This is a genomic window from Natronobeatus ordinarius (genome assembly GCF_024362485.1).
Classification (GTDB): Archaea; Halobacteriota; Halobacteria; order Halobacteriales; family Natrialbaceae; genus Natronobeatus; species Natronobeatus ordinarius.
On sequence record NZ_CP101456.1, the window covers coordinates 1,766,605 to 1,790,047 of the forward strand.

19 protein-coding genes, 1 tRNA gene and 2 pseudogenes are annotated in these 23,443 nt (G+C 64.9%); 12 read left to right on the forward strand and 10 right to left on the reverse strand.

Features of this window, described 5'->3' with window-relative positions; genetic code table 11:
• The first annotated feature begins 47 nt into the window (after nucleotides 1-47).
• The 3 genes and pseudogenes from NMQ09_RS09155 to NMQ09_RS09165 all read left to right on the forward strand — a co-directional run.
• Entirely contained in the window at nucleotides 48-1,013 is a 966-nt protein-coding gene (locus NMQ09_RS09155) for an NADPH:quinone reductase (RefSeq protein ID WP_255194282.1), read from the forward strand.
• 103 nt (nucleotides 1,014-1,116) lie between these two features.
• The gene (locus NMQ09_RS09160) at nucleotides 1,117-2,106 is read left to right on the forward strand and encodes a CPBP family intramembrane glutamic endopeptidase (protein WP_255194283.1); all 990 of its coding nucleotides are present in this window, start codon (nucleotides 1,117-1,119) and stop codon (nucleotides 2,104-2,106) included.
• 110 nt (nucleotides 2,107-2,216) lie between these two features.
• Nucleotides 2,217-2,357: pseudogene (locus NMQ09_RS09165) on the forward strand (aldo/keto reductase); the annotation flags it as partial.
• Between the two features lie 36 nt (nucleotides 2,358-2,393).
• Here NMQ09_RS09165 and NMQ09_RS09170 read toward each other — a convergent pair.
• The gene (locus tag NMQ09_RS09170; protein WP_255190745.1) at nucleotides 2,394-3,734 is read right to left on the reverse strand and encodes a transposase; all 1,341 of its coding nucleotides are present in this window, start codon (nucleotides 3,732-3,734) and stop codon (nucleotides 2,394-2,396) included.
• 94 nt (nucleotides 3,735-3,828) lie between these two features.
• On the opposite strand from NMQ09_RS09170, the pseudogene NMQ09_RS09175 reads away from it, so the two are divergent.
• Nucleotides 3,829-4,521, forward strand: a pseudogene (locus tag NMQ09_RS09175) (aldo/keto reductase); the annotation flags it as partial.
• A 368-nt stretch (nucleotides 4,522-4,889) separates the two neighbouring features.
• Here NMQ09_RS09175 and NMQ09_RS09180 read toward each other — a convergent pair.
• The 3 genes from NMQ09_RS09180 to NMQ09_RS09190 form a co-directional block, all read right to left on the reverse strand.
• Nucleotides 4,890-5,558, reverse strand: a complete 669-nt coding sequence (locus NMQ09_RS09180) for a class I SAM-dependent methyltransferase (RefSeq protein WP_255194284.1) — start codon at nucleotides 5,556-5,558, stop codon at nucleotides 4,890-4,892.
• 1 nt (nucleotide 5,559) lies between these two features.
• A complete protein-coding gene (locus tag NMQ09_RS09185) occupies nucleotides 5,560-6,459 on the reverse strand; it encodes a thiamine-phosphate synthase family protein (RefSeq protein WP_255194285.1) in 900 nt (299 codons plus the stop codon).
• A gap of 117 nt (nucleotides 6,460-6,576) precedes the next feature.
• Nucleotides 6,577-7,557: a transcription initiation factor IIB gene (locus NMQ09_RS09190; protein WP_255194286.1), complete on the reverse strand. Its 981-nt coding sequence runs from the start codon at nucleotides 7,555-7,557 to the stop codon at nucleotides 6,577-6,579.
• Between the two features lie 291 nt (nucleotides 7,558-7,848).
• Between NMQ09_RS09190 and NMQ09_RS09195 the strand changes: the two genes are divergently transcribed.
• From NMQ09_RS09195 to NMQ09_RS09215, 5 genes are all read left to right on the forward strand, one after another.
• Nucleotides 7,849-8,829 (forward strand): radical SAM protein, encoded by a 981-nt coding sequence (locus NMQ09_RS09195; RefSeq protein WP_255194287.1) that lies wholly within the window; start codon nucleotides 7,849-7,851, stop codon nucleotides 8,827-8,829.
• Nucleotides 8,830-8,903: 74 nt separating this feature from the next.
• Nucleotides 8,904-9,398 (forward strand): ferritin-like domain-containing protein, encoded by a 495-nt coding sequence (locus NMQ09_RS09200; protein ID WP_255194288.1) that lies wholly within the window; start codon nucleotides 8,904-8,906, stop codon nucleotides 9,396-9,398.
• 31 nt (nucleotides 9,399-9,429) lie between these two features.
• Nucleotides 9,430-9,855, forward strand: coding sequence for a metal-dependent transcriptional regulator (locus NMQ09_RS09205; protein WP_255194289.1), 426 nt, complete (start codon nucleotides 9,430-9,432; stop codon nucleotides 9,853-9,855).
• 585 nt (nucleotides 9,856-10,440) lie between these two features.
• Nucleotides 10,441-10,513, forward strand: a tRNA-Gln gene (locus NMQ09_RS09210).
• 391 nt (nucleotides 10,514-10,904) lie between these two features.
• A complete protein-coding gene (locus NMQ09_RS09215; protein WP_255194290.1) occupies nucleotides 10,905-11,513 on the forward strand; it encodes a DUF8054 domain-containing protein in 609 nt (202 codons plus the stop codon).
• A gap of 17 nt (nucleotides 11,514-11,530) precedes the next feature.
• On the opposite strand, the gene NMQ09_RS09220 is transcribed toward NMQ09_RS09215, so the two are convergent.
• From NMQ09_RS09220 to NMQ09_RS09245, 6 genes are all read right to left on the reverse strand, one after another.
• Nucleotides 11,531-12,901 carry an ABC transporter ATP-binding protein gene (locus NMQ09_RS09220; protein ID WP_255194291.1) on the reverse strand — a complete coding sequence of 457 codons (1,371 nt, stop codon included), beginning with the start codon at nucleotides 12,899-12,901 and terminating at the stop codon, nucleotides 11,531-11,533.
• Complete coding sequence (locus tag NMQ09_RS09225; protein ID WP_255194292.1) at nucleotides 12,894-13,964, reverse strand: ABC transporter ATP-binding protein; 1,071 nt, start codon at nucleotides 13,962-13,964, stop codon at nucleotides 12,894-12,896. The genes NMQ09_RS09220 and NMQ09_RS09225 overlap by 8 nt, the downstream gene beginning before the upstream one ends.
• Nucleotides 13,964-14,980 carry an ABC transporter permease gene (locus NMQ09_RS09230; protein ID WP_255194293.1) on the reverse strand — a complete coding sequence of 339 codons (1,017 nt, stop codon included), beginning with the start codon at nucleotides 14,978-14,980 and terminating at the stop codon, nucleotides 13,964-13,966. The genes NMQ09_RS09225 and NMQ09_RS09230 overlap by 1 nt, the downstream gene beginning before the upstream one ends.
• A gap of 4 nt (nucleotides 14,981-14,984) precedes the next feature.
• A complete protein-coding gene (locus NMQ09_RS09235; protein ID WP_255194294.1) occupies nucleotides 14,985-15,941 on the reverse strand; it encodes an ABC transporter permease in 957 nt (318 codons plus the stop codon).
• A gap of 25 nt (nucleotides 15,942-15,966) precedes the next feature.
• On the reverse strand, nucleotides 15,967-18,009 hold the full coding sequence (locus NMQ09_RS09240) for an ABC transporter substrate-binding protein (protein WP_255194295.1): 2,043 nt from the start codon (nucleotides 18,007-18,009) through the stop codon (nucleotides 15,967-15,969).
• 456 nt (nucleotides 18,010-18,465) lie between these two features.
• Complete coding sequence (locus tag NMQ09_RS09245) at nucleotides 18,466-18,741, reverse strand: ribonuclease P protein component 4 (RefSeq protein ID WP_255194296.1); 276 nt, start codon at nucleotides 18,739-18,741, stop codon at nucleotides 18,466-18,468.
• 395 nt (nucleotides 18,742-19,136) lie between these two features.
• On the opposite strand from NMQ09_RS09245, the gene NMQ09_RS09250 reads away from it, so the two are divergent.
• The 3 genes from NMQ09_RS09250 (at nucleotide 19,137) to NMQ09_RS09260 (ending at nucleotide 23,439) form a co-directional block, all read left to right on the forward strand.
• On the forward strand, nucleotides 19,137-20,783 hold the full coding sequence (locus tag NMQ09_RS09250) for an ABC transporter substrate-binding protein (RefSeq protein WP_255194297.1): 1,647 nt from the start codon (nucleotides 19,137-19,139) through the stop codon (nucleotides 20,781-20,783).
• Entirely contained in the window at nucleotides 20,783-21,619 is an 837-nt protein-coding gene (locus NMQ09_RS09255; RefSeq protein WP_255194298.1) for a phosphatase PAP2 family protein, read from the forward strand. Before NMQ09_RS09250 ends, NMQ09_RS09255 begins: the two co-directional genes overlap by 1 nt.
• Nucleotides 21,620-21,690: 71 nt before the next feature.
• On the forward strand, nucleotides 21,691-23,439 hold the full coding sequence (locus tag NMQ09_RS09260; RefSeq protein WP_255194299.1) for an ABC transporter substrate-binding protein: 1,749 nt from the start codon (nucleotides 21,691-21,693) through the stop codon (nucleotides 23,437-23,439).
• The last annotated feature ends 4 nt before the right edge of the window (nucleotides 23,440-23,443 follow it).

Sequence of the window (23,443 nt, forward strand, 5' to 3'; positions counted from 1 at the left end):
CCGCGACACGTACGCTTATACCGGCTCGAAGTGTGTTCACACCCGGAATGAGAGCTGTACGCCTCCACGAGCACGGCGGACCGGACGTACTGAACGTCGAGGACGTCGACCGACCCGAGCCCGGCGCGGACGAACTCCTGATCGAGGTCGCGGCGGCGGGCGTCAACCCCGTCGACACCTACTTCCGGGACGGGTCGTACGAACCTGTCTCCGTCCCGTTCACCCCCGGCGTCGACGTCGCAGGCGTCGTCGCCGAGACGGGATCGGCCGTCGAGGGGTTCGACGAGGGCGACCGCGTCTTCGGAACGGGAATCGGGAACGCCGCCGCCCAGGGCGCCTACGCCGAATACGCAACGGTCCCGACCGATCGCGTCGTCCACCTCCCCGACGGCGTCAACGCGGCGGAAGCCGGCGCCGCGGGGGTCGTCGCCGGCACGGCCTGGCGCGCGCTGATCGACCACGCCAATCTTCGCCCGGCCGAGTACTGCCTGGTCCACGGCGGCTCCGGCGGCGTCGGCCACGCCGCCATCCAGATCGCCTCGGCGGTGAGCGCCCGCGTGATCACCACGGCCGCGCCAGAGTACCACGACGACCTCGAGGCCCTCGGCGCCGATACCGTCCTCGACTACGGCCGGGACGACCTCGCCGACGCCGTCCTCGAGGCATCCGACGGCGGCGTCGACGTGATCCTCGACCACCGGCTGGACGACTACCTCCAGTTCGACGCCGACGTGGCCGCCACCAGTGCCCGCGTCGTCGGCATCGGTGAGAACTCGCCGGACCCCGGCTTTTCGAACGACGGCGCCGCCCGCTCGAAGGACGTCAGCTACCAGTTCATGAGCATGTTCAACACGCCCGACCTCCGCGTCCCGCTGCGCGGGGTGGGCTCCCTCATGGAAACGGGCGCGCTCTCGATCGAACTCGAGGAGTCCTACGACTTAGCGGAGGCGGGCGAGGCCCAGCGTGCGGTGATGGAAGAGAGCGTCTTCGGCAAACTCGTCCTCGAGCCGTAGTCCCGCTCGATTCTCCCGCGTCGGTACTTAAACGCGCGTCGTCGGTTTCTCGCCCCGAAACCTCGAATACCTTTTCTTGGATTCGGCGGGACCAGTTGTTTCTATGGTAGAAACTCCCACTCGAGAGGCCGCGAACCGCGGGACTGTTCGACGGCTGCTGTACGGGAGCGACGATCGGTTGCGAGCGACCTGGCGGGTGCTCGTCCCGCTCGTACTCGCGATCGTCGCCGTGATCGCCGGACGGCTGTTGCTCGCCCCGCTCTTCGGAACGCTCGTCGACCTGGACGCCAGTGAAACGGTCCCCATCGTGTGGATCCTGGCGGCCGGCCTGTACCTCGTTCTCGTCGTCGGGGCCGCGACGGCCATCGCACTCGCCGTCGCGTCTCGGCTCGATCGACGGTCGGTCAGCTCCTACGGCTTCGAACGATCCAGACGGTGGGTACGGGACTTCTTCGGCGGAATCCTCATCGGCGCTGTCGCCGTCATCGCCGCGTTCGGCTACCTGGCCGCACGGGGACGGGTTACGTTCGCCGTCGAGATGACCGGCGTCGGCGTCGACGGCTGGCCGCTGGCGGCCGCGACGATCCTGGTCCTGCTGACGTTCGTCCTCGCCAACAACGTCCTCGAGGAGGTCGTCTTCCGGGGCATCCTCATCGGGAACGCCGCCGAGGGGCTCCGGGCCCGTTCCGTGGCCCCCTTGCCGGCCGTCGGCGCGGCGGTCGCGATCAGCCTCCCCGTGTTCGGCGCGTTTCACCTGCTCAGCGGCGGACTCGGGATGGTCGTCACCAGCGCCATCGGCGGGATCCTCTTCGCGGCCGGCTACGTCCTCACCGGACAGCTGGCACTTCCGATCGGCGTCCACTTCGGCGGGGTGATCTACGTCAGTCTCACGCAAGAGCCGTTGCTCGAGGGACTTACGCTCCCTACGGTGCTCGTCGTCGAGACCGGGAGCGATCCGTCGTTGCTGCTCGGCGTCGAGTTGTGGCTCGTTCGCGCCCTGATCGGCGTCGTCCTCGTCGCCGCGTGGGTCGCCGTCTTCTACGGGGGCCTCTCGATCGACGAACGCGTGTACGCCGCCGACGCGAACGTTTGACCCGGTTCGGCGTCGAACCCACCGCTTTCCCGACCAGCCGAGGAACGATCTGCAATCTCCTCTTTCGTGGCCACGCTACCGTTGAAGGGGCTCGCCGATGAACGCCCGCTATGGGCCCCGAATCGATCACCGACAGCGTCGAGGCGGGCGGCGCGGCGATTCCCAAACTCGGCTTCGGAACCGCGCGTATGTCCGGCGACGAGTGCCGCCGGGCCGTCGAGACCGCCCTCGAGGCCGGCTACCGCCACGTGAAGTACCACGGGTCGGGTGACCCGTGGCGTCCGTGTCTACCCTGTAGTCGGGGCAACGGTCTTTAATTCCTCTCGCGCTTGACTCTGCGAGTCTCGCGCCGACTTTCCGTGTCGGTAAACACCCGAAGCGAAAACTGCTCCGTGAGAGTCGGCCTCTTCACACAGGCCCGATGCCGTCCGTCTCACCTTCCGAACACTTGGAAGGGTTTCGAGAGACGGCACATTCTCATTCTGCTCGTGGAACCATTCTTGCGCCACACAAACCGCTGCTTTCCGGTCAGCGTGGTCTTGGAAGTCGCACTCCATACATTTGAACCGCTTCCAACGCCGATTCGCTCGCTCGGTGTGCAAGCATTCCGTTCGCGGACAGCGTTGACTCGTGTACGCCGGGTCAACATCGTCTGAGGGGATTCCACCCCAAGCGGCTTTGTACGTCACCATATCTCGGAGTGCGGCGAACGGCAAGGAGTGCAAGCGCCGGTTCATTCGCGTGCCGTAATCGATTGAGTCTCGCATGTCTTTGAGGTCTTCAAAGACGATTACCGGTTCGTTGAATTGCGAAACCCATCGTGTTACGTCGCGCGATACTTTATGGAGTTGGTCGTGAACGAAGTCTTGTTCTTCGGTTTGGACCACGTTCTCGAACGCGGATTGTCCGACTTTCTGCATCCGCTTCCGTTTGGTGAAAAACTCGTGGCGAACTCGTTTGATGTCGGGGTACTCGATGACGACTGAATCGAGTACGTCACCAGTAGCTCTATTCAGCGCGGTGAGTGCCACGCAGTCCTCGTTAATGTCCACACCAACTACTGTCTCTGCGTAGTCTGGAGACGCTACGGTGCGTGTCTTGTGGGTGACTGTGACGTGTACTCGCCATTCGTCGTGTTTATACACGAGTTCAGCTACGCCCACTCTCCACGAGTCAGAGTTAAGAGCGTTCTTGACTCGTTCGAGGTGGTTGGGACTACCGCGAAGTACGCCTTTGACGTGGTTGTACGGTTTGTAACTGACTCTGAAGCGAACATCTCCCGAATCATCTACAGTGAGGGCGTATCCTTCGTTGTGATTCATCCGCATTGGATACGTCTCGTCAATGTAGGGAAACGGTCGGCCCCACTCGTTGTCTTTGTGGTCGTGGTACGTCTCTATCTCACCCAGTGCTTTCTGGACGAGGAGTTGAGTCGTGTTTTTCACGAGGTTGGCGTTATCCACTACGGTGTCGTGGATGTCGTCCCAGTCCCATCCCTCACGGTCGAGGCGGTTGACTTCGTTGCGAACTCGTCGGGCTTCGAGACACCCTTTGTACAAGTTGTCAGGACTACCCGTTTGGATGGTTAATCCAAAAGAAAGCGTCTGGGTCAGTCCTGCATCTTGCATCGTCAATAAATTGTCGTGAATCGTTGTAAGTGTAGTGATTTGTCGGCATTCACCCACGGGTCAGGTGACCCGTGGTACTCTGCCTTGACCGCTGATAGACACCGCCCAGATGTACGACAACGAGGCGGCCGTCGGCGACGCCCTCGAGCGAAGCCCCATTCCCCGCGAGGAGGTGTTCGTGGTCACTAAAGTGAACACGAACAACCTCGCCGCCGACGCCGTCCACGAGAGCACTCGCCGGAGTCGCGAGCGCCTCGGCCTCGAGACGATCGACCTCCTCCTGATCCACGCACCGCGATCGCACACGCCGCTCGAGGAGACCCTGGGCGCGATGAACGAGCTCCAGGCCGAGGGCGTCGTCGCCCATATCGGGGTGAGTAACTTCTCGGTCGACCAGCTCGAGCGCGCTCGCGGGCTCTCGGCGACGCCGATCGTCACGAACCAGGTGAAGTACCACCCCTACCACGACCAGCGTGACCTCCTCAGGTACTGCCTCGAGCACGACGTCTGCCTGACGGCGTACAGCCCGCTGGCCGAGGGCGCGGTCGTCGGCGACGACCGACTCGAGGCGATTGGCGACGAGTATGGGAAATCGGCGGCGCAGGTCGCGCTCCGGTGGCTCATCCAGCAGTCGCCCGTCGCCGCGATTCCGAAGGCCTCGAGTCGATCCCACATCGAGACGAACGCCGAAATTTTCGACTTCGAGCTCTCGGAAGCGGAGCTGACGGAGGTGTTCGAACTGGGCGACGGACTGCTCGAGTCGCTAGCGAGGCGGCTGGGATTCTGAACTGTCGGTTCTGTCCCTTTTGGGGCGGTTCGGTAGGGTGCTCGACTCGGTACGGGTGCTCGACCCGGTCGGGTGCTCGAGTGGGCGTGCCGACGACGCGCCCGGCGCTCGAGCGTGCGAGCCTCGAGCGTATGAGGCTCGAGCGGGAGTTCTGACGACCGTCTCGCTCGTTCCAGTTCCGACGACCGTCTCGCTCGCACGAAACACGGTGGACGCCACGCCCTCCCCAGCCGACTGCGCTGCTCGCGCTTCGCGCTGCGCTGCTCGCCCCTCGCACGATTCGAGCCGCGCCTCGCTCCGCTCGTCGCGGCTCGGCGCGCGCCAGTGGAGCCAGCTGGGCAGTACAGCTGGCAGTGTCTGGCGGACGGTCAGGTGAGCCGGCCGCCGGTCAGCCGCACGATCCCGAAGAGGTGGGTCTCGTGGGCGATCGCCGACGCGCGCTCGCGGAGTCGACCGTGAGCCGCGTCGATCCGCTCGTCGAGCCGGCGGGTGGGGTCGTCCTCGTAGCGGAGTGTCGTCGTCGGCGGCGTCGAGAGGACGACGATCGCGCGGAAGACGGCGTTGACCGGCGGCGCGTACGGCTTTTGGCTCCGGGCGGCGTTGGCGAGGACGACGTGGCCGCCCGGCCCAACGAGGGCACACCAGTCGTCGACCGCACCGGCGGGGTCGGGGAGCATGCCGACGACGAACGTCGCGAGGACGGCGTCGACTCCCTCGAGCACCGGCGGCGCCGTCGCGTCGCCCCGGACGACGTGGACGTTGTCGTACTCGGCGGTGGACGCCCGGGCGCGCTCGAGCACCGGCCCTGTGAAGTCGATCCCGATCACGATCCCGTCGGGGCCGACCCGCTCGCGCAGATAGGGGAGATTCGCCCCCGTTCCACAGCCCATCTCGACGACGGTGTCGCCGGGCTCGAGGCGACACGCGATGGCCGCGCGTCGGCGAAGCCCCGGCACGCCGGGCGTCCGGCGCGCGATGTAGTCGTAGAGGCGCGCCCAGCGGCCGTAGAACGCCTGTGCGTCTTCGGACGAACTCATGTTAGAGCAGCGATCGGATCGTGTCGGCGACGGCCTCGGGATCTGGCCCGAGAATATAGGTGATCGGCTCGATTCCCTCGCCGCCGGTCTGGTAGAGCACTGTCGCGTCCGGTTCGGCCTCGATCGCCTCGCCGACGCTCGAGTCGACGTCACCCGACTCGTCGAACTCGGCCAGGAGGTGGCCCCGGTCCCTGAGTTCGGCCAGGAGCTTCGGGTCGTATCGAACGTTCGCGGCGGCCGTGGCGTCGCTGCCGTGGCGGCGGGCGGCGAGTAAGACCGTGGCGACGTGTTCGGAGACGCCGAACTCCGGGTCCGCCGGCACGGTCGCCTTTCCCTTCACGTCGACGATCCGACCCGGGACGCCGGCGACGTCGTCGACGTCCGCCGCGTCGGGGACGCAAGCGACGAGGTTCGACCCCACCGCGGGGATAAGCCCCGCGAAGCCGCTCGCGTTCTCGAGGATTCGGAGGCCCCGACGGACCGACGAGAGCACGCGCTCGCTGCTACGCAGGGTGCTCTCGGGGTCGTGAACGCGAAAACTCGAGTCGTACGCTGCGAGTTCGGGTACGGCCTCCTCGTGAAGCTGTGCGAGGAGGTCACCGCCGGCCTCGAGGTCGCGCACGAGCACCTCGAGTTCGACGAGCGCCTGAACGGGCGTGACGTCGCCGGCGGCGAGTCCCTCGCCGAGGTTCTCGACGAGCGCGCGGACGCGGTCGTCGCCGGCGATTCGGTCGTTGGTCCTGACTTCGCCGTGGGCGTACTTCGAGACGGCGCTCTGGCTGATGCCGAGCACGTCGGCGACCTCCCGCTGGGTGAGCCCCTGCTCGCGGAGTTCGGCGGCGAGCAGCGAGCGGACCGTCGGGAGAAACTCCTCGACGACGAGTTCTTCGACGAATTTCATTCGGTGGCAACGCTACGTGCGCCCTGGAAATAACTGTGGGGAACGCAACGCGTCGCGTTTCGGGAAAATCACCGCCGGTTCACGCCGTCGCCGACGGTGCGTCGATTCGTCGTGTGACTACGCGAGTCCGAGGGTGTCCTCGGCCTCGAGCAACTCGTGGTAGCGGTTGCGGATCGTCACTTCGGAGATGTCGGCGACCTCGGAAACGGCGGCCTGCGTGGTCTTCTCGTTGGTCAACAGCGCGGCGGCGTAGACGGCGGCGGCGGCCAGTCCAACGGGGGACTTCCCGGAGTGGACGCCTTTCTCCTTTGCGTTCTGGAGCAGCGCGCGGGCGCGCAGTTCGGCCTCGTCGGAGAGGTCGAGTCCCGAGGCGAACCGGGGCACGTAGCTCTCGGGGTCGGCGGGCTGGACCTCGAGGCCGAGTTCGCGGACCACGTAGCGGTAGGTGCGGGCGATCTCGTTCTTCTCGACGCGCGAGACGTCGGCGATCTCGTCTAAGCTGCGCGGGACGCCGGCCTGGCGGGCGGCGGCGTAGACACAGGAGGTGGAGACGCCCTCGATCGACCGGCCGGGTAGCAGGTCCTCATTGAGCGCGCGGCGGTAGATGACGCTGGCCGTCTCGCGGACGTTGTTCGGGAGGCCGAGCGCGCTGGCCATCCGGTCGATCTCGCCCAGCGCCTGTTTGAGGTTGCGCTCTTTGGAGTCCCGGGTGCGGAATCGTTCGTTCCACTTGCGCAGCCGTTGCATCTTCTCGCGCTGGCGCGAGTCGAGTGAGTTGCCGTAGGCGTCTTTGTTCCGCCAGTCGATGTTGGTCGACAGCCCCTTGTCGTGCATCGTGTTCGTCGTCGGGGCGCCGACGCGGGACTTCTCGTTCTTCTCGGCGGCGTCGAACGCGCGCCACTCCGGGCCGCGGTCGACCGAGTCCTCCTCGACGACGAGGCCACAGTCTTCGCAGATGGTCTCGCCGTGTTCGTCGTCGACGATCAGGTGGCCGCTGCACTCCGGACAGGACAGGTCGTCGGCGGTCTTCTCGGTTTCGCGTTCGTCGGTCTCTCGTGCGGTTCGCCGTACTCTGGTCGATGGTGTTACGTCTGGCATACGAGGGCGGGTGCTCACCGGCCGAACCTGTCGCAAAAGCCCGGACGGATTCGTTATCTACTCAATTCCGAGACACCCAATTTAAATCTTCCGGAATTGAAACGCGATGACGGCGAAAAACTGGTTATTCGTCGGTAATGGCATGAAAAATCAAAACATTAAAGTAAGGTTGTTCGCCCCGGATCGGGGCTACAATTGATGCTGTCGGTTACACTGCTGGACAGTCGCGATATCGAGAGTGATCACCTGCAGCGACAAAATGACCAAGCGTCCGCGCCGGCTAGTCGGCGTATGCGCCGGTTCACCGATCTCGGCGGTGGGACGCGTGTCGCCGGAGGAAACGCGGTGACGCCGAACTATCAACGACTCTCCGCCGCCGACCTCCAGGAACGCTCCGATCGACTGTGGGATCGATACGCCGACTGTGACCTGTGTGCGTACGACTGCGGCGTCGATCGAACCGCGGGTGAGATCGGCGCCTGCCGGGTCGACGACACCGCTTCCGTCTCCTCGTACTTCCCCCACTTTGGGGAGGAAAACTGCCTGAAGGGGAGCCACGGCAGCGGAACGATCTTCCTCGCCAACTGTAACATGACCTGCGTCTTCTGCCAGAACTTCGAGACGAGCCATGAGGCCCAGGGCGAGGAGGTCACCCCCGAGGAGATCGCCGAGATGGCGCTCGCCCTCCAGTCGAAGGGCTGTCACAACGTCAACTTCGTCTCGCCGACCCACCACGCGCCGCACCTGGTCGAGGCCGTCCGCATCGCCCGCGAACGCGGCCTCGATCTGCCGATCGTCTGGAACTGCGGCGGCTACGAACGCCCCGAGATCCTCGCCGAACTCGAGGGGATCGTCGACGTCTTCATGCCCGACGTCAAGTGGGGCGACGACGCCGCGGCGACCACGTACTCGAAGGCGCCGGGTTACTGGACGAACGTGCAGGAGTCGCTCCGGGAAATGCACCGCCAGGTTGGCGACCTCGAGTTCGACGCCCACGGGCTGGCGACCGGCGGGCTTCTCGTCCGTCACCTCGTGATGCCGAACCACGTCGAGAGCGCGAAGCGCGTCCTGACCTACGTCGCAGAGGAACTCTCCACGGAGACGTACGTGAACGTCATGGCGCAGTACACGCCGTACTACAAGGCGAAATCCGAGGAGCGCTACGAGGAGATCGGCCGCGGGATCACCCACGAGGAGTACCGCACGGTCGTCGAGCACGCCCGCGAGGTCGGCCTCACCCGGGTCGAGACCGACGAGGCCAGGCTCCGGTAGTCGCCCGGTCACGCGATCACCTCCAGCCTCGGGAAGTAGGGACGATTAAGTATCGTCACCCCGGAGGGCACACCATGAGTCTGGGACAGCGCGTCTCGAGCGACCACCAGCTCGCCCGGCTCCTCCAGATCGGTGTCGTGCTGGAGGAGGTGGTCGAGTCACGCGCCGCCCACCACCTCGAGTCGCTGCCCGAGGGTGAACGAGCGGCACTCGACGATGAGGTGCGCGCGCTGCTCGCCGAGGCCGCAGAAGAGTCGGCGGAACACCGCGAACGACTCGAGGCACTGATCGACGACCTCGAGGCCGAGACGGTCCCCTACGAGGAGATCAACGCGCTGGTCACCGCCCGGTACGGCCCGCCGGAGGACACCGACGGCGTCCTCTACGATCAGCTGTGTAACGAGGAGACGGCGTACAAGTTCTACGACGATCTCATCGAGGCGATCGAGGCTTCGGACACCGAGTTCGCCGTCGATCGCGAACGCGTCCTCGAGACGCTTCGTGAGATCCGCGAAGAGGAGAAAGAGGGTGCCGAGGAAGTGACCGAACTGATGGAGCGGTTAGCATGAACGGGGCGACGAGCACGGACGGTGATCAGGCGTGAACACGGCAGATCAGTATCTCAAGGCGGTCTACCTCGCACAGCGACTCGAGGATGGCCCCGCCTCGACCGGCACGCTCGCCGACATGCTCGAGGTGAGCCCCGCCAGCGTCAACGAGATGATCGGCAAACTCGAAGAGCGCGGCCTCGTCGAGCACGAGAAGTACAAGGGCGCACGGCTGACCGACGAGGGACTCGAGCGCGCCCACCACGCCCTCCAGACGTACTGTATCATCGAACGATTCCTCGCGAACGTCCTCGAGGTCGAACACTTCAGGGAGGAAGCCCGCGCCTTAGAGAGCGTCATCGACGACACGGTCGCTGAACGCCTCGACACGATCATCGACCGACGTACGGAGTGTCCCGACTGTTTCGACCCGGAAGCGGACTGCTGTCGCTACCTCGAAGTCCCCCAGACAGACTAGTGCTTTGCCAAGCCTGACCTGCGGGGTCGAATTCGTCGCCGAAGGCCGGTTCGACCTCGCAGTCGACGCTTGGCGGAGTACTAGCGCGAAACGAGGTCGTCGTACCTCGAGCGTTCGATCCGATAGGACCCACAGTGCGGACACTGCTGTCTGTTCAGCTCGAACGACTCGCCGCAGTGTCCACACTCGTAGAGTCCCCCGCGACCGCGCTCGCGAATGAGGTTCTTCATGCGACGGCTGAGCGTCATCAGTGCGATCTGTTACCGACCACCTGGGGAGACGGTATAGTTATCGATCACGTACCGGCGACGTCACGTCTCAGCACCCTCGATTCGCCGACCGACTGGTGTTTGGTGACATGTAGCATAGATCCGCTCGAGCGGTCGACGACGGACATCGCCGTCACCTTCGGCGTGTCGGTCCCGTATCGTGACGAGCCCGTAACCAGTCATTACTGCAGCGAGTGACGCCGCCGGTTCGTAGTAGAGAGCTGTTATACCGTCGGAACCGTCAACAGCGCGCTCGAGGCGGCTCGCCGTCGTGAAAAGTAACACTATTGTGCTCGCTGACCCTACCGTCGGCTGCAGTCCCGTGGTGTAGTGGCCAATCATAACGGCCTTTGGAGCCGTTGACGGCGGTTCGAATCCGCCCGGGACTATTTTCGCGCGAACAACCCCGTGAGCGCGAAATACGTCCAGCGGATTCGAGCCCAGAAGGCGAGAGGATTCGAGCCTTCGCGGTTCGAATCCGCCCGGGACTATTTTGCGCCGAACAATTTCGTGAGGCGCAAATATCCTCGGCGGTTCGAACGAGAGAAGACGCAGCGCGAACGGAGTGAGCGGTCGTCTTCGCGTTGTTCGAATCCGCCCGGGACTATTTTCGCGCGAACGAGGTGCGCTCGAGTATCGTCGATCGTGATCGTCGGGAAGCAGTCGCCGCCTTCGGGCTCAAGCCGACTGTCGAGTGATGACGGTCCCAAATCGACGTTCGCAGGGATTGATGAGTGGCACAATCCTGATTGGGACACGTGATGTATCGAACGTGTGTCAATGTCTGACGAATCCGTCAAAGAACGAATCCGATATCGGCAGGAACACTCCGTCGATCCCGAGGCGTTCCTCCGTGACGCCGGGGCGATCCGGCCGGCCGACGGGGACGAGCAGCTCCGGTTCACGTCCTCGTTCGAGTCTCGAGTGGCCTACCACCTCGAGCGGTTCCGTCGGGAGGGCGTCGATACGGCGGTCGTCGCGGGGATTTTCGGCGTCGACGAGGCGGATGTCGAGGCCGTCGAGCGGCCGTACGTCGCGTTCAAGATCGTGTATACGGTCCGTAGCTGGCCGTCGAAGGGGGCGCTCGTGTTCGACGCCGCAACGGATGCGACGCTCCGCGAGCGAAGCGACGAGTGGAGCGCGGTCCCGCCGCGACAGCGGTATCGAATCTTACAGTCACTGCGGTCGTTTCAGGACGAGTGTTTCTTCTGTTCCGGGGAGATCGCGTTCGACGACGAACCGGTCGAGTCCTGTTGTAGCGAACGGCGGGTGCTGCGGCTCTACTGTGCGGGGTGTGACCGTCGGTTTCTCGAGTTCGCCGTCGACCGAGCCACGGGAGACAGCGTCGGGACGGCGTCGGGCGGTGACCCATCTGCAGCCCACGACTGAAACGAGTTGTCGAATTGTCAGTCGTCCGCGGCAGCCTCGCTCCGGTCGTCGTCGGGCGCCTCGAGTTCGCTGCTGCGATATGGCTCGTCGTAGAGCAGGCAGGCAACTTCCTGCGTCCCGTCGACCGCGAATAACTCGGGATTGGTCGTCTCACACGGAGAGACGAACCCGTCGTCGAGCGTTTCGGCGGCGGCGGTCGGTCCCGCTTCGTGGAGGGTTTCGATCGCGTCGCTGAGCTGTGCTTCGGCATCGGGGGCCGGGAGCCGGGACGGAATGCCGAACGCCGAGCGAACCGCGTCGTCTACCGTTCCGATGTCTTCGTCGTCGAGTCCGAGGCGTAACTCTCCCTCGGGTCCCAGGCTGACGAGTTCTGCGATCGAGGTCGCCTCCCGGGCGCGGAGTTTGAGGTCCAGGATCGACCGCCACGTCGACTGCTCGAGATCCATCCCATCCGGCGGGATCACCCGATGACAGCGGGTGTGAAAGCGACACCCGTCGGGGGGATCGATCGGGGACGGGACCTGGCCCTCGAGCAGGATCTTGTTCCCCACCCACGCGGGGTCCGGCTCCGGAATCACGGACAGCAACGCCTCCGTGTACGGGTGACGAGGTGTCGCGAACAGTTTCTCCGTCCGTCCCACTTCCGCAATCTCGCCGAGGTACATCACCGCGACCCGGTCTGAGATGTGCTCGACGACGCTCAGGTCGTGGGCGATGAATATGTACGAGAGCCCGAACTCCGTCTGGAGGTCCTCGAGGAGGTTGAGGATCTGTGCCTGGACGCTGACGTCGAGTGCGCTGACCGGCTCGTCACAGACGATCACCTCGGGATCGACCGCGAGCGCGCGGGCGATGCCGATTCGCTGACGCTGCCCGCCCGAAAACTCGTGGGGATAGCGGTGTGCGTGACTGGGGTTCAGTCCGACGGTCTCGAGGAGGTCGTAGATGCGGTCGGTTCGCGCCTCGCCCTCCGCGATGTCGTGGATGTCGAGCGGTTCGCCGATGATGTCGCCGACGGTCAGTCGCGGGTTCAGGCTCGAGAACGGATTCTGAAAGATGTACTGGAGGTCCGTCCGGAGGTCCCGGAGTGCGGAACTCGAGAGGTCGGTCAGTTCGATCTCCTGGACCGAGCCGTCTTGCTGTTCGTTCCGGTAGGTGATCGAGCCGGCGGTCGGCTCGACGAGCCTGAGAAGCGCTCGACCGAGCGTGGTCTTGCCACAGCCACTCTCGCCGACGATTCCGAGGGTTTCGCCCTGATACAGTTCGAGGTCGACGTCCTCGACCGCCCTGACCTGCTGGGAGCGGCCGAGCAGGGTGTCGACGAAACTACCCTCCGACTCGTAGTACTTCGTCAGCCCGTCGACCGTGAGGATCGGCTCGTCAGCCATCGGACTCACCCGGCGAGAGCCGGCTGGGTTCGACCGGATCGTCGACGGTCACCGAGAACGAAAGGTCACTCGAGAGATCGCCGGTGTGGGCGAGACATCGCGACGCCCGTTCGGTCTCCGGTCCCGCCTTGCGTCCGGTTCTCGGCTCGACCAGGGGTGGCTCTTTCCGCTTGCAGACGTCCTCTGCGTACGGACAGCGCGGGTGGAACCGACAGCCGGAGGGTACGTCGATCAGATCGGGCATCGTTCCGGAGATGGCCTCCAGCCGTCTGTCGCCGGTCCCCATGCGTGGGATCGACGCCATCAGGCCAACGGTGTAGGGATTCTGCGGGTCGTAGAACAGCTCCTCGACGGACGCTTTCTCGACGGCCTGCCCGGCGTAGAGGACCATCACTCGGTCACAGACTTCGGCGATGACGCCGAGATCGTGGGTGATCAGCTGGACGGCCGTGTCGAACTCGTCGGCGAGTTCCGTGAGCTCCTCGAGGATCTTCGCTTCCGTCATCACGTCGAGTGCCGTCGTGGGCTCGTCGGCGATCAACAGGTCCGGATCGCACGAAAGCGCCATCGCGATCACCACTCGTTGTTGCATGCCGCCGGAGAAGTTGTGTGGATACTCGTCGTAGCGCGAGGCGGCGTCGGGGATGCCGACCGTGTCGAGCAGTTCGATCGTCTCGGCTCTCGCTTCTTCTTCGTCGTATCCGAGGTGGTGACGCATCGCCTCTGCGATCTGTTCGCCGACCGTATAGACCGGGTTCAACGCCGTCTGGGCGTCCTGGAAGATCATGGCGATGCGATTGCCCCGGATCTGCCTGAGTTCCGCTTCGCTCAGCTGGAGTAAGTCCGCTCCCTCGAGGAGGATCTCGCCGCTTTCGATCACACCCGGCGATTCGATCAGTCGGAGCAGCGACAGCGCCGTGACGCTCTTGCCGGCCCCGCTCTCGCCGACGATGCCGAACTTCTCACCCCGCTCGATCGTGTACGAGAGGTCGTCGACCGCCCTGACGACGCCTTCCTGGGTGTAGAAGTTGACCGTGAGATCTCTCACTTCGAGCAGCGTCATTAGCCACCACCCATCTGTGTCGTTTCGCCGCCCTGTGCGTCGAGGGCGTCGTTGACGGCGTCACCGATCATGTTCATCGCCATCACGAAGATGAAGATCATGATCCCGGGGAAGAAGGTCGCCCACCACCGCCAGGTGCCGCCGGCGGAGACGATGGTATCGCGTTCGGTCTCGAGCATCGTCCCCCACTCCGGCGTGTCGGCGGTGAAGCCGAGCCCAAGGAAGCCGAGGGCGGCGACGCCGATGACGACGACCCCGATGCTGAGGGTGGCCTGGACGATCACCGGAGCGATGGCGTTCGGAACCACGTGTCGGAACAGGACGGTGCGGTCTCGAGCACCGAGTGCCTTGGCTGCGAGCACGTACTCGTTTTGTTTCACCTTGAGGATCTCACCGCGGATCAGGCGAGCGTAGATGGCCCAGCCGGGGAGCGCGAACGCCGCGACGAGTTCCCAGTAGCCGCGGCCGATCATCGCGATGATGACCAGCGCGAGGACGAGGCCGGGGAACGCGAACACCATGTCGACGATACGCATCAGCACGTCGTCGATTTTGCCACCGAAGTAGCCCGAAACCCCACCGTAGACGACGCCGAACGATGCGGCGAGCACCGTCACGATGAGGCCGATGGAGACGCTGAACCGGGCACCGTACATCACTCGTGAAAGCATGTCACGGCCGAGTCGGTCGGTCCCCATCGGGTGTGCCAGGGAGGGCGATTCGTAGGGTGCGCCCACACCGGTGTTCATGGGATCGAACGGGCTCAGCGCGATCGGCTGGACGGCGTATCCCCAGGCCGTAATCGGCCTGGCGAAGATGGCCGAGACGACCATTACCAGGACGATAAGCGCGCCGAGCAGTGCGAGTCGATCACGAACGATCTGGCGGACGACCCGATACCAGCGACTCTCCACGTCCGTCCTGGCGTCGTCGTCTACCACCGGCACCTCTTCGCGGTCGACTGTGTGTTCTCCGTGGAAGCCTTCGATCTGAATTCGACCTCGTTTCGTGGACATAGTATCAGTACTCGTCTCTGATCCGCGGATCGAGAATCGCGTAGACGATGTCGGCCAGCAGGTTGGCGAGGATGATCGCCAGGCCGGTGAGCAACGTAATTCCCATGATGAGGTTCACCTCGCGAACGTAGATCGCCTCCACGAACAGGTGGCCGAGTCCGGGCCATCCGAACACGACTTCGACGACGACCGCGCCGGCGATGATGTTGGCCGTCAGGAAGGCGGCGACCGTCACGACCGAGATGAGCGAGTTCCGCAGGACGTGTTTCAAGAGCACGGTCCGCTCGGGCAGCCCTTTCGCCCGTGCGGCCGTAACGTACTCTCTGTTCAGTTCTTCGGCCATCGAGGTCCGCATGATCCGCATGATGTTCGCGGAGGCGGCCGTCCCGATGGTGACACCCGGCAGTACCAGCCACCACAGCATCGATCGAGACAGGAGCGGTTCCTGCGGATTGAGCACCGGCCAGAGGTCGAACCTGACGGCGAAGATCGCGATGAGCATCAGGCCGAGCCAGAAGTTAGGAATCGAGATGCCCGCCAGCGCCACGAAGCGGCTGGCGTCGTCGGCCACCTTCCCCTTCTTCGCCGCCGCGTAGATTCCGGTGGGAATCGCGATGAGGAGCGCGAACACCCAGCCGAAGAGGCCGAGCGCGATCGTCTCGGGCAATCGACCCCAGATCAGCGGTCCGGCGTCGGGGCCGAACGTGTACGCCTCGCCGAAGTCGCCCTGCAGGACGTCGGTGAGCCAGTCGACGTACTGGACGTACACCGGACGATCGAATCCGAGGTCGCGGCGAAGTTGCTCTTCCTGGCCCGGTTGTACGTCCGGGTTCAACCCGATGATGAGGTCTACCACGTCCGTCGGCGTGAGATGAACGAGGCCGAACGTGATGACGGAGACACCGAACAGTACCGGGATCGAAACGAGCAGCCGGTGGAGGATAAACCGACGAAGACTCATTTTTGAACGGGTAAATACGTCTGCGCTACCGGTTCAGCCACGTGATCTGTTCGTCGTACGGGGCGTGGAACGACCACTCGACGTGCTGGCGGCGGTCGACGTAGATGTTGAAGCCCTCGACGTCGGGGCCAACGACGGCCGTCTCGAGCGAGAAGTCGACCATCGTCGTCGCGGACTCCTCGACGATGGTCGGCCAGATCTCGTCGTACAGCTCCCGCCGGGTGTCCTGGTCCTCTGCGGCGTCGACGGAGAACCGGCAGGCGCGATAGTCGTCCATCCAGTCGAACGTACCGTCCGGGAAGAACCAGTTGCAACAGATGTTGTGGTTGTCCGGATCGTGTAAGGCCTCGTTGTAGCCGTGGGGCTCCCAGGTGCCCGCCAGGCCGATCACGGTGGCGGCGTTTCGTTCGGAGTAGTCGAAGCGAGAGCCGTCGACCTGCAGCATCGTGGTCGACCACTCGCCGATGTCCGCCGGCGTCTCCATCGTGGCGTCGAACAGCCCGCTCTCGTTGAGCTCGCTGACGATCAGCGTCACCTTGTCCTGTCGGGTCTCGTCGTCGGCGTTGGTCTCGATGGTGACCTCGACCGGCGGATCGAGGGGACTCTCCTCGATCAGTTCCTCGGCCGCGTCGTGGTCCGGTTCGGCCGGCAGTGCCCAGTCCGACGCGACGAGTTCATCGTAGGTCCCCTGGGTGGCGAGCGCCGACGGCGGTTCCGGGATCGGAACCTGGCCGGGTTCACCCCAGCCCATGTCGACCACGTCGACGATCTCCTGTCGCGGGATCAGGTGTGCCAGTGCCTGCCGCACTTCCTGGTTCGCGAAGGCCCCGCCCTCGTCGGTGTCCTCGAGCGGGAACGACATGAACTTGAAGCCAGTGGCGGGCTGGGAGTCGACGGTGAAGTCGGGATCCTGGTCGAACGCGTCACGCTCGGCGGCCGGCAACTCGTACGCGAGATCGATCGATCCGTCCTGGAGGCCGGCGACGCGCGTTCCTTCCTCCGGGACGAACCGGATGTTGATCTCGTCGATGACCGGTGCTTCGGGGAAGTCGTCGGGGCCGTCCCACCACGCTTTGTTCTCGAGGCCGACCGTCTCGAGCCAGTAGTTGTCGCTGCGCTCGAGGAGGACCTGCTCGCCTTCGGTATACTCGACGATCTGGTACGGACCCGTCCCGACCCAGTCTTCGGGCTCGAGTTCGCCCGGTGGGACGTCGTGTTGCGCTTCGGGAAAGATCGTCACGGGCGCCTCGAGCAAGGCACCCGCATCCGGCAGCTGATGGTACAGCTCGAACTCGTAGCCGTCCTCGCCCTCTGGAGCTTCGGCGTGTAAGAAGGCGTCGACGACCTGGCCGTGGAGGAGGCTGTCGACGTGGCGGTCGTAGGAGCCGATCAGGTCGCCTGCGGTCAGCTCCGTGCCGTCGTGGAACTCGATTCCCTCGTGGAAGCGGCCGCGAACCATCGTTCCGTAGACGCCGTCGTCGACGGCGTCGCCAGCTTCGTCACGGGTGAGTACGCGGACGGTATCGCCTTCCTCGAGGTCACCCTCGGCCGCGGCGGCCATGTCCTCGGGATGGTGGATCAACACCGTGTTCGGCCAGTCAACTTCCTCGAGAACCGGTACGAAGACGCCTTCGTCCTCGTCTTCCTCGAGTTCCTCGATCTCGAGTTCCCGCATGTACGGCTCGTAGTCGAGTTCGTCGACGTCCTGTGCCTCGACGAGTTCGTACTCCTCGGCCATCCAGTTGTGTAACTCGCCGTCGAGGGACATCTCGTAGACGTCGTCGTAGACGGCGTTGAAGATGATCGAGTCGTCCGCGAGGACGGACATCACGAAATCCACGTGGTCCATCCCTGCCCGCTCGATGGCCAGTTCCAGTCGGCCCCCTTCCTGAATCTCGGCTGGATCGGCTACCTCGTCGTCGTCCCCTCCTTCTTCGTCTTCGTCGTCTTCGAATCCGGCACACCCGGCTGTCACGACGGCGCCGGTGGCCGCGATTCCCTGCAGGAGACGTCGACGGTCGATACTTCCTGTCCGTACGTTGGATTCGTCGGTTGCTGGTGTAGTCATGAGCACCCCGCCTCGACGCACCCCGAGGAACCCGGCGGTTCCACCCGGCGTGAAACCACACAGGTGCACCCCGAAGATGCCATAGCATGACATGTTTCTCCGAGTTAAAAGCTCTTACTAAATGATAACTATAGTTCACATTTTACTAAATGGCTGGTATAAATTTGAATCGCGTTCGGAGATTTATACTGCCGTTTCACACGTACGATGAAAGAACGATTTGTGAGTGGGCGAGGGGTGACTGCGGTGAGTCGTGTGAACGCACCCTGCCCGTCATCCGGCATGCGCTCCGATCGTCATCCGGCATGATACGAAATGCGCTACACGAGGTCCGTGTACGCGCACGAGACTCGCCATTGGGACCTCCGAAGCTGGTGAACTCGTCCACGAGGAACCGACTCGGTTTCGAGGGTAACGGGCAGCCGATGAGCGCTCGACGTGCCTACCAGTGAGTCCTCAGTCGTACGGGTATCGTGCCTGGTGTCCGCACTCACAGGTGATCACGACGTGGCCGTTCTGCAGCCTGACGCGGGCGTTCGTCCCGGGCCTGAGGTAGGCGTCACAGGCGTCACAGGTGAACCGCCTGAACGTCCGGGGGAGCGAGAGGCGGTTCCGTTCGGCGACCCGGCGAGCGAGACGGACGTAGTAGCGCGCACGATCGTCCTCGCCCGCCGCCGCGGCCGCTCGAGCGAGTTCCTCGAGCCGTTCGATTCGCTCTTCGGCGACGCCCATGGTTCGATACTTTCGGCGTCGCCCCTATCGGTCTTGCGTTCCGGCGCGTCGGCGTCGCCGCAGTTGGGCGGTGCGGCGAGCCAGGAGACGCAATCGGAGAGCCGCACATACGCGTCTCGACGGGCCCGTCGGACGGCACCTTCCCCGACGCAAATCACCCCGATCGACGCGGTACGCTCGGCTTATGGGTCGGCTCCGGCCGAATTGTCGATCCGAGGTTCGCCTGCCTCGGTTGCGACTCCGTGTGAGTTATCGTCACAATACTGTTATCAGTTGGGAGAAAATATCTGACTGCTATGAGTCGGTGCCCTCCAGCCGCTGACTCCCGTGTCAGCCGTCGCTCCTTTCTCGGGGCGATCGCGACGACGGGGCTAGCGCTCTCCGCGAGTGGTTGTATGGACGTGGTACAGAGCGCCGTCAGCGGGAGCCGAACCGAGCGGTCGTCGATCACGCTCGCGACGGTCCCCTCCGACGGCGACCGGGAAGGCGTGCAACTCGCTCGAGCACTCGCCGAGAACCTCGAGGCCGTCGGCCTGGCCGTCGACATCGACTACCTCTCTCCCGTCGAGTTCTACCGGACGGTGCTGCTCGAGGGGGCGTTCGACTGCTACGTCGGTCGCTACCCCGCTTTCACGGATCCTGACGTCCTCTACGAGGCGCTCCACTCCCGGTACGCCGACGAATCGGGCTGGCAGAACCCGTTCGGGTTCTCCAACACGGCGGTCGACGATCTCCTCGAGGAACAACGGACGACGGGAGGTGAGCGCCGCCGGGAGGTCGTCGTGGCGTTGCTCGAACGACTCACGGAAGAACAGCCGTTCGTACCGATCTGCGTCCCAGACGAGGTACGTGCCGTCCGGACGGACCGATTCGACGGCTGGGAGGGATCGCACCTCGCCACCCGGCTCGGCTACCTCGGTCTCACGTCGGGGGGCGACGACGCCGAGTTGACGACGGTCGTCACCGACTCGCGTCCGACGCGAAACCTCAACCCCGTCGCGGCTCACTACCGGACTCACGGGCCGATCGTCGACCTGCTGTACGACTCGCTCGTCACGGCGGACGAAGACGCGTACCGACCCTGGCTCGCGACGTCGATCGAGTGGGACGAGGGGATGGCAGCGATCACGCTCAGGGACGACCTCCGATTTCACGACGGCGAGAACCTCACAGCCGCGGACGTCGCGTTCACCTACCAGTTTCTCGAGGACACCACCCTGGGTGCGGACGTCGTTCCGTCGCCGGCCCCGCGGTATCGTGGCCGCTCGTCGATGGTCGAGGCGGTCGAGGTCGTCGACGAGCGGATGCTGTCGATCTCGGTCGACGCGGGGGACGACGTCCGGGAGCGGGCACTCACGGTCCCCATTCTCCCCGAACACGTCTGGCGCGAACGAGTCGAGGCCGCGACCGACGCCGATCCAGCGGTCCGGCAGGGTCGATGGGAGGCGGTGACTGACGAGTTCGCTCCCCCGATTGGAAGCGGCCCGTTCGTCCTCGACGATCGATCCGAACGCGATCACCTGACGCTCACGCGGTTCGAGGAGCACTTTACGCTCACCGACGACGCGCTCCCCGGCCCGACCACGGAGACAGTACGGATCGACGTCGAGCCCAGCAGTTTATCGGCCGTCGAACAGGTCGCCGACGGGACGGCCGACGTGACGACGTCGACGCTCGAGACACACGCCATCGAGGCGGCGACCGACCGGGAGACGGTCGAGGTACTCGAGTCGCCGTCCCGGACGTTCTACCACGTCGGGTTCAACGTTCGCCGCGAGCCGTTCACCACACCACAGGTTCGTCGCGCCGTCGCGGGACTCGTCGACGCGGCGTGGCTCGTCGACGCGGTCTTCGACGGCCGTGCGACGCCGGTCGCGTCGGCGCTCTCGGATGACTGGCTTCCGGATTCGATCGCAGACGAGCGGCCGGCCACCACGTTCTTCGGCACCGACGGCGACCTCGACGTCGAAGCCGCTCGAGCGGTCTTCGAGGACGCCGGGTTCCGGTACGATCCAGCGCACGACCGCCTGGTGAGACGCTGATGCTCACGGGCATCCTCGCTCGAGTACTGCTCGTCGTGGTCGTCATGCTGGCCGTCTCGATTCCGCTCGTCGTGGGCCGCGACCGGCTTACGCGAACGGCTCGAGCGTGGCGACCACGACTGCAGACGGCGGCCCCGATCGCCGCCGTCCTCGTCGTCGCCCTGTTGTTCAACCGGGTCGCCCGGGAGGCGTTTCCATCGATCTCCTGGCAGATCGGCTGGAACGCGACGTCGACGTTCCATCGACTCGAGGGCGACTCGATCCTCGTCTTTCAGTCGTACGCGACGTCGGAGCTGACGGCGTACTTCACGTTCGTCTACGTCTACGGCTACGTCTTCTTGCTCGTCTTCCCCCTGGTCGCGTACTTCGCACTGTCGAACACCCGATACCTTCGCGAACTGCTGGCCGCGTACACGTTCAACTACACGCTCGGGCTGGTCTGTTACGTGTTCGTCATCGCGTACGGCCCTCGAAACGTGATGCCGGAGCTGCTCGACACCGTGCTCTACGACGCCTACCCGCAGTATCAACACCTTACCCGGGAGGTCAATCACAACACGAACGTCTTCCCCTCCCTGCACACGTCGCTCGCGACGACGGTCGCCATCTTCGCCTACCGGACGCACAGTGAGTATCCGACGTGGACGCCCATCGCGGTCGTCCTTGCAGGCAGCGTCGCGCTCTCGACGATGTATCTGGCGATCCACTGGGCGATCGACGTCGTGGCCGGCGTCGTCCTCGCGGCCGTCAGCGTCGCGCTTGCGGCGACCGTCGTCGGGCGCGTGTCGCTTTCGCTGAGCCGTGAGCGCCTGTCACGCACGTTCCGGCGGGAGTGACCGAGCTCTCCTCGCCCCCGGGTGTGCGCAATACTGTTATAGCGGAGCGGCCAAACTCCGGTGAGATCCAGATGGATTCGGGACCGATCACTCAGACCGACGGCACGAGCCGTCGAGCTCTCCTCGCAGCGGCCGCAACCGGCGTCACGGCCGCAACGGCGGGCTGCGTTCGACAGGCCCGAAGCGTCATCACCCGCGACGCCGTCGATCGACTCTCGGTGACGATCGCGACCGTTCCATCCGACTACGACAGGGAAGCCGTACAGCTCGCCCGCCGGCTCGGCGACAACCTCGAGGCCGTCGGCATCGGCGTCTCCATCGACTTCCTGGCTCGCGATGAGTTACCCCGCGCGGTGCTCGTCAACCACGATTTCGACCTCTACGTCGGTCGCCACCCCGACTTTACCGATCCCGACTTCCTCTACGAGGCGCTTCACTCCCGGTACGCCGACGAGTCGGGCTGGCAGAACCCCTTCGGCTTCACGAGTATGGCGTTCGACGAACTGCTCGAACGCCAGCGCACCCTCGAGGGTGAGCCACGACGGGGGGCCGTCGTCGACGTTCTCGAGGGGGTAGCCGAAGAACAGCCGTTCGTGCCGATCTGCGTCCCCGAAGAATACCGTCTCGTGCGCGACGATCGGGCCGGAGGTTGGGACGACGGCCACCTGGCGACCCGGCTCGGCTATCTCGGACTCGAGACGCCGGAGCGAGACGCGGAACTCCGGGCGGCCATCGTGGACACGCGGCCGACGAAGAACCTGAACCCGCTCTCGGTCGAGTACCGGGAACAGGGGACGGTCGTCGACCTGCTGTACGACTCGCTCGGCACGGTCGACGACGGCGAGCTTCGCCCGTGGCTCGCTCGCTCCTGGGAGTGGGACGGCTCGACGGCGACCGTCGAACTCAGGGAGGGCGTCCGCTGGCACGACGGTGAGGCACTCACGGCCGCGGACGTCGCGTTCACCTACCGGTTGCTCGAGGACACCACGCTCGGCGACGGATCGGTCCCGTCACCCGCCCCACGGTATCGCGGGCTCACCTCACTCGTCGACGAGATCGAGCTCGAGGACGAGCACACGCTCTCGCTCTCGGTGACTGCAGGGCCCGACGTCGGATCGCGGGCGTTCACCGTCCCGATCCTGCCCGAACACGTCTGGGCCGACCGGACGGACGAGGCGTCGATTCCCGGCGTTCGAGTCGCTCAGGGAACGACCGAGGCGCTCGTCACGGACAACGTCCCGCCCGTCGGGAGCGGTCCGTTCGCGTTCGCCGAGCGAACCGAACGCGACGTGCTCGTCCTCGAGCGGTTCGACGACCACTTCACGACGACCGACGACGCGCTCCCCGGCGCGACCGTCGAGCGACTCCGAATACTCGTCCACCCCCGAAGCACCTCGGCGATCGAGGCCGTCGAGGCGGGCGACGCCGACGTCACCATCACGCCGCTCGAGGCGTACTCGGTCGAGACGGTGTCCGAATCGTCGTTGGTTCGACTGCTCACCTCCCCGTCGACGACGTTCTACCACGTCGGGTTTAACGCCAGAAACGCCCCGTTCAGCAACCCCTACTTCCGGCGAACGGTGGCCGGCCTCCTCGACAAGGCGTGGCTCGTCGAGGAGGTGTTCGAGGGATACGCTCGGCCGATCGCGACGCCAGCCACCGACGCGTGGACCCCCGACTCGCTCGCGTTCGAGGGCGAAGACCCGGCCGTCCCCTTCTTCGGCTCCGATGGCGAACTCGACGAGCGGGCGGCGAGATCGGCGTTCGAGGAGGCGGGCTTTCGCTACGACGAGGAGGGGCACCTCCTCGCGAGACACTGACCCT